The following is a 6,547-nucleotide window of genomic DNA, read 5'->3' on the forward strand; positions in this document are numbered from 1 at the left end:
AAAAGTAGAAATAAGGGGTTAAAAAGTCATATCCTTTATAAAAATAGAATTTTTAGAAAAAATAGTGACTTCGGGAATTAGCTGTGCTATACTCAAGCTAGCAAATGAGATGCAACATAGACAGATAGCTTCAAAGTAGGTGTACCTAAGATTTTTCAAAAACAAACCGGATATTCCATAACCTTAACTCGGTGCATTTACACTACTTATATACATCAAAAGGAGTGACATTATGTCGAAGAAAATGAAAACGCCAGTGTATGAGGTCAATCCCCATACCATGATAATCCTGCCTCTAAAAACAAAGTCAGGGGTTCAATCAGAAGTCTTTGAATTAAACGATCATCGTATATCTAGTTTTACCCCATTATTTCTAATTAAAACAAGCTGCCAATATTTTGGTTCAAGCTACGAAGGCAGAAGAGAAGGAACTCGCTTCTTGACAGGCGTCACACACAAGCCGCCAATTATGATTGATCCTGTTAGCTTCACCTATGCCTTTCCAACAACCTCAGCAGGAAGAGACGATTGTATTTGGATTTTTCCGCAACACATCTCGGAATATTACGACTCTAATTATAATTGCACAACCATCCGATTTAATAACAAACAAAAAATAAAAATATCTGTATCATTTGCTACTTTCAATAATCAGATGGCCAGAGTTTCTATGCTACACATGAAATTTTCTCAAAAAATGCGTAGTGTAGAGACAGAGTATCCCTATTCCAATCTTTTATTTCCACCTATCTCCCTAGCAGCTGAGAATAGAGAACCTTATAATCTTGAGGAAATCAGCGAGGTTAATGAGCATTTCATTGACTTTAGTTACCCTGATACACCCCAGCAAAAAAAGGAGAACAAAAAGAAAGAAGATAAGTAAAAAAACAAGGCAGTCACTTTTTTCCGGTTTGTGACTGCCTTGAAATTAAATATTTCGATTTCCCAAAGCCTCTGAAATTCTTTTCAAAAGTAATAATTCTTCTTCCGAATAGGAGTAGGGCAACTCTAAGTACCACTTTTCTAATTCAGGATTTCCAATCAACGGGAAAGCATTCACCGAGTTTTTCTCCCTAAGTCCGGCCACATCGTCCAATAAAAAATCCGTTGTTGTACCTAATTCGTCTGCCAACTTAGCAAGAATAAATATTGGTGGTCGATGATTATCGTTCTCATATTTACTAATTGTAGAAGATGTTACACCAATTTTCTCTGCTAACTGCTTCTGCGTCAATTGATGTTTCTTTCGAAGTGAAATTAATTTTTCTCCAAAGTCCATACCCTCACCCCTTCCTATACTCTTATTATAGCAATGAACGACAGTTATTTCGACTAATAGTATATACAAAAGAAAAACCGCCCTATCACTAGAGCAGTTCTTTTTATTATTTCGCTTTCTTCCAAAAACCATATATTAACCCAGAAACGACTGTCCCTATAAGGATTGACAGCAAGAATAACATCGGATGATTTGCCAGTCCTACAACGAATATACCACCATGTGGCGCAGGAACGTTAATTTGCCAGAACTGTGTTAACCCCCCAGCAATTGCGGAACCCAGAACACACGACATAATCACACGCAATGGATCTGCTGCTGCGAACGGAATAGCGCCCTCTGTTATGAATGACAATCCTAGCACATAGTTCGTTAAACCAGCTTGGCGCTCATCCTGTGTAAATTTATTTTTAAATATCGTTGTTGCCATTGCAATAGCGAGCGGTGGAACCATCCCACCAGCCATTACAGCTGCCATAAACGCCCCATCAGTATTACCAGTCGTCGTAAATACACCTATCGCAAATGTATAAGCAGCCTTGTTAAATGGGCCCCCCATATCAATTGCCATCATCCCGCCTAATACAGTCCCCAGAATAACTGCATTTGTCGTTCCTAAAGACTGCAGTTGATCTACTAAGAACTCATTAATTGTTGCAAAAATAGGATCAAATATAAAGTACATTAATCCGCCTGTAATCAGCAATCCTAAAACAGGATAAATTAAAATCGGCTTCAAACCCTCCAAAGTTTTAGGCATTTTGGAAAATAGAATCTTCAAACCTAGCACAACATAACCCGCTAAGAAACCTGCCAGCAAGCCGCCTAAAAATCCTGCATCTGACGTCGCTGCCAACAAACCACCGACCATACCTGGCATTAAACCTGGACGATCTGCAATACTCATGGCAATGAAACCAGCCAATATCGGAATAAGGAACATAAAGGCTCCGGTTGTTCCGCCACTAATCGCACCCAACATATCTGTAAAAACTTTTGCACTAGGGAAATACTGTTCTAACAAAAATGAAAATGCTAAAAGAATACCACCACCAACAACAAACGGTAGCATATGCGAAATACCATTCATTAAGTCTTTATAAATACGACTTCCAATCGAAACTTTTTGTCCATCGCCAGCGGAACTGTCCTTTTCACCACTATGATGGTATATAGGAGCTTGTTTAGCCATCGCCTTATTAATCAGCTCTTCTGGTTTTCTAATACCGTCACTTACAGGCGTCTCTAACACATGCTTACCATCAAATCGAGCCATTTCCACTTTCTTGTCCGCGGCAACAATAACACCAGCTGCCCGTTCAATTTCATCTGCCGTCAGTTTATTTTTCGCACCATCCGAACCATTCGTCTCAACTCGAATATCGACGCCTATCTCTTTTGCTTTATTTTTTAGGGCATCCTCGGCCATATAAGTATGCGCAATTCCTGTAGGACAAGCTGTTACCGCCACTACAAAAGGCTTATCTTGAGAATCATCACTGTTTTCAATCACTTCTGGCGTTCCCACTTCTCCTTGCGCCTCATCAAATAAAGCTATTACTTCCTTATTAGATGTAGCATCGCGTAATTTACCAACAAAATCGGGATGAATAAGTAACCGAGATAAGGCAGCCAATGTTTCCAAATGTGTCTGGTTCGCACCATCCGTCGCAGCAATCATAAAAAATAGAAACGCCGGTTGTCCATCCAATGCATCATAATCAAGCCCATTCTCACTCTTAGCAAATATTACAGTTGGTGTATTGACTGCTTTCGTCTTAGCATGAGGCATCGCAATACCATCACCTATACCTGTGGAACTCTCCTTTTCCCGCTTCATAATCTCCTTTTTAAAAAGTGACGCATCATTAATTTTTCCCTTTTCATCAAGTTTTGCAATCATTTCATCAATTGCGCCCTCTTTTGTCGTTGCTTTTAAGGAAAGGATCATCGTGTCTTGACTCATAATATCAGTTATTTTCATAATGTAAACCTCCCAATTATTATATCTCTGAAATTTTCACTTCTGGAATTAATTTTTGAACAGCCTCATAAGTCGCCAAATCCGTAGAAAAAGCCGTTGCACTACCAGTAGCCACTGCAACTTGGAATGATTCCAGTACATCTTCACTCTCCATATAAGTACCTATGAAACCACCAATCATGGAGTCCCCGGCACCAACAGAATTTTTCACATTGCCAAGTGGCGTATTAGATTTATAGACCTTATCCTCTACAAATAACAAAGCTCCATCACCCGCAAGCGATACAATAACATGCTTAGCTCCTAGCTCCAAACACTTCTTACCATAAGGAATAATATCATTTATACCTTGGAATTCAACCCCGAACAATTCGGCTAACTCATGATGATTTGGCTTAATAAGAAATGGTTCTTTTCGCAAAGTATCCAATAAACTTGGCCCAGTCGTATCAATCACAAATTCTACATCTTGAGCTTCACATTTTGCAATAATTCGATTATAAAAATCCGCGCCTAAAGAAGGTGGTATACTCCCAGATAAAATAACGATATCCCCATGTTGCATCCTATCAAATTCCTTAAAGAAAGCCACTACTTCTGTTGAATCAATCGTCGGACCCATCCCGTTTATTTCAGTTTCCTCACCATGTTTCAGCTTAACATTGATTCGTGTATCATCAGCAATACGCGTAAATCTATTTGTACTTCCCTCTTTTTCTAGCCACTGTTGAATAAATTCCCCTGTAAAACCACCCAAGAAACCTAGAGCACAATTAGCAACTTTTAATTGATTAAGTATCCGAGAAACATTTACGCCCTTGCCTCCAGGTAACTTGATGCTCGTCTTCATTCGGTTTAAATGACCTAAATTAAGATCATCCACCTCTACAATATAATCAATCGATGGATTAAGCGTCACTGTATAAATCAAACTGGCACCTCCATAATATTAGTTTTTTTCATTATTCCATATTTATCTTCCTTGCTAATAGCATTAGTAACCAAGACAGCATCTTCCAAATCAAACACCTTAGCAAAATGACTATGATGTAGCTTAGAACTATCAGCAACAATAAAAGTCTCATCAGAAAGCTCCATGGCCTTACGCTTCAATAACGCCTCCTCCATATCAGGCGTTGTATACCCATCAATCAAATGAACACCATTAGCCCCAATAAACGCCTTATCAAATCGGTAATTCATGATATTCTCTAAAGCAATTCCACCAATAATCGCCTTTGTTTTCGCTTTCATTTTCCCACCTAAAATATAGGCATTTAAATCCAAACTAACAAGCTCTTCCACGTGCATTAACCCATTGGTAACTACTGTAATATCACGTCCAACTAAAAACTCAATAATTTCAAATGTAGTAGAACCAGCATCTAGATAGATACAGTCCCCGTCGACAACGGTTGAAGCTGCTAATTTCGCAATATCTTTCTTCCAATGGACGTTTCTGACCGATTTTTCTATCATGCTCATCTCAATCGTCCTTGCTTGACTAAGTATTGCTCCTCCATGCACCCGCTTCAATACTCCCAAATCTTCTAATTCAGCCAAATCTCTTCGTATTGTAGACTCTGAAGAATCTGAAATCGCAATCAAATCCTTTAATTTAACGGCGCTCTTCCGCTTCAAAAGATCCATTATCAGTTTATGCCTCTCCGCGTTCAACATAAAATCCCTCCGTTCTTAAAAAGAATAACACCACATTCAGCCAAAGTCAATCACAATCATTCAAAAAAAAACATATTTATATCTAGCTGTCGCATCCTTTGGCCCTCATTACTCAATATTAGAACCTTTTCAAGTATTTTATACACACAACTATTTTCTCATTCTTTTCTATATCCCATGAAATACGAGTATTTCATCTCAGTAGAAAGAGAAATAAGCATTTTATTTTACTATAATTTGATAGTGACAGAATTTGAAAGGTGACTTTTTAACTAATATACTAACACTATAAAATGTATTAGCAAAAAAAGCCCTCACATCGTGTTTTTTATCCAAAAAAAAAACATTAAAAACTCCAGATTTTATTGCTAATTTTCCTCAAATATGGCGGAATCATGTCCTTATTTTTTTATAGTAAGGTACACTATGAATTAATACGGAGCAAAATTCTTGAAATAAACTGTATAAAACTTAACTTTTAAACGACAATATCAATTACCTATTTATTCTTTCTTTTTAATATATATAACTTATCCGAAATAAAGCTCTCGATTAAACCATCAAACAAAAAAGGTAAACATTCCCTTCCGAACATGGTAAGCGAAAGCATCTGTAGTGCTAATTAATCAACTTTATATTCTGACATGCTAGACCTTGAACTTTATAATGTAACCTGCTAAGACTGAAAAAGCATGTCTGCCCTCCTTGTAACACACGGACAACTCGCATTAAAGACTATCGTATGCAAACATTCTAAAAGTCACAGAAAAACATGCCTATGTACACTATTGAAAGCGTAGATATGTTTGTTTCTGTGGAAAATCATTTGATGAAACAAATCAAGGACTTGTTTCATGCTATCAGTATTTTTCGACGCTTTGGCATCAACCATTCCTTTTTTATAGTATCGCCGCTCTGTCTCCTTACCTGTACTGCCTAAACCTCATGAAGCCACCACACCTAAAAAAATAATGCGCCTTTTCGATACAATATAGACAAGCCTTTCTAGCTCACACCAGCCCCCCTAAAATAATCGCTATCGATGAGGACAAAGGCAAATTCCAACTCATCATCGCTGCCCCCATCACTCGGCGCCCCATTGATATTTTAGAAAATCGTCGTGCAAAGCCATTCAACGCTATTAAGAGAACGCGGGCAACAGGTAGAGATGGTTATCATGGATTTGAGATAGACCTTCAAGCTGGCTGTATAACCAGCGCTTGAAAAAGCAGTCATTATTGCAGATTACTTTTTAAGCGATCTCATAAACTGGACACAGCACAAAAAAGCATCATTCGCCATTATTTAAGTTTACATCCTGATTTACAAACGGCTTATACCATCAAAAAAGCCTATCAGGCTTGGTTTGATAGCAATAAAGTGCAAGAACGCCACGATATCCGCCAATTCTTAAATGATTCTCGTACAAGTCTACGAATTAAAAAGAGGCACGAACCATAGATTCCCTAGCTCGTTCTGGATAGGTTATACTAAATTGGACAATTAAATAAGGGTCTTTATAATAGATACTATAAAGAAGTAAAGGATGAAGTTTACAATGACAAAAAGAACGACGCGCACCTTCACACCCGAATTTAAAAAAC

General features: G+C 37.9%; 5 protein-coding genes and 1 pseudogene. 2 read left to right on the forward strand and 4 right to left on the reverse strand.

Annotated elements, in window-relative coordinates:
• Positions 1-229 precede the first annotated feature (229 nt).
• A complete protein-coding gene (locus DUK53_RS16465) occupies positions 230-883 on the forward strand; it encodes a competence protein ComK (RefSeq protein ID WP_052164888.1) in 654 nt (217 codons plus the stop codon).
• A 45-nt stretch (positions 884-928) separates the two neighbouring features.
• Here the strand turns inward: DUK53_RS16465 and DUK53_RS16470 are convergent, their stop codons facing one another.
• From DUK53_RS16470 to DUK53_RS16485, 4 genes are all read right to left on the reverse strand, one after another.
• The gene (locus DUK53_RS16470; protein WP_036092749.1) at positions 929-1,279 is read right to left on the reverse strand and encodes a helix-turn-helix domain-containing protein; all 351 of its coding nucleotides are present in this window, start codon (positions 1,277-1,279) and stop codon (positions 929-931) included.
• 106 nt (positions 1,280-1,385) lie between these two features.
• Entirely contained in the window at positions 1,386-3,263 is a 1,878-nt protein-coding gene (locus DUK53_RS16475; protein ID WP_036131685.1) for a PTS fructose transporter subunit IIABC, read from the reverse strand.
• Between the two features lie 19 nt (positions 3,264-3,282).
• Positions 3,283-4,194, reverse strand: a complete 912-nt coding sequence (gene pfkB / locus DUK53_RS16480; RefSeq protein WP_036092753.1) for a 1-phosphofructokinase — start codon at positions 4,192-4,194, stop codon at positions 3,283-3,285.
• Positions 4,191-4,943 carry a DeoR/GlpR family DNA-binding transcription regulator gene (locus tag DUK53_RS16485; RefSeq protein ID WP_036092755.1) on the reverse strand — a complete coding sequence of 251 codons (753 nt, stop codon included), beginning with the start codon at positions 4,941-4,943 and terminating at the stop codon, positions 4,191-4,193. The genes pfkB and DUK53_RS16485 overlap by 4 nt, the downstream gene beginning before the upstream one ends.
• 1,251 nt (positions 4,944-6,194) lie before the next feature.
• On the opposite strand from DUK53_RS16485, the pseudogene DUK53_RS18030 reads away from it, so the two are divergent.
• Positions 6,195-6,404 (forward strand): annotated as a pseudogene (locus DUK53_RS18030) (transposase); the annotation flags it as partial.
• Between the last annotated feature and the right edge of the window lie 143 nt (positions 6,405-6,547).

The sequence above is a fragment of the Listeria sp. SHR_NRA_18 genome (assembly GCF_003856515.1).
GTDB lineage: Bacteria > Bacillota > Bacilli > Lactobacillales > Listeriaceae > Listeria_A > Listeria_A newyorkensis.

Coding starts and splice junctions, on each gene's coding strand:
- DUK53_RS16485 (WP_036092755.1), bottom strand. CDS start 4,943: ATGTTGAACGCGGAGAGGCATAAACTGATAATGGATCTTTTGAAGCGG.
- DUK53_RS16470 (WP_036092749.1), bottom strand. CDS start 1,279: ATGGACTTTGGAGAAAAATTAATTTCACTTCGAAAGAAACATCAATTG.
- DUK53_RS16475 (WP_036131685.1), bottom strand. CDS start 3,263: ATGAAAATAACTGATATTATGAGTCAAGACACGATGATCCTTTCCTTA.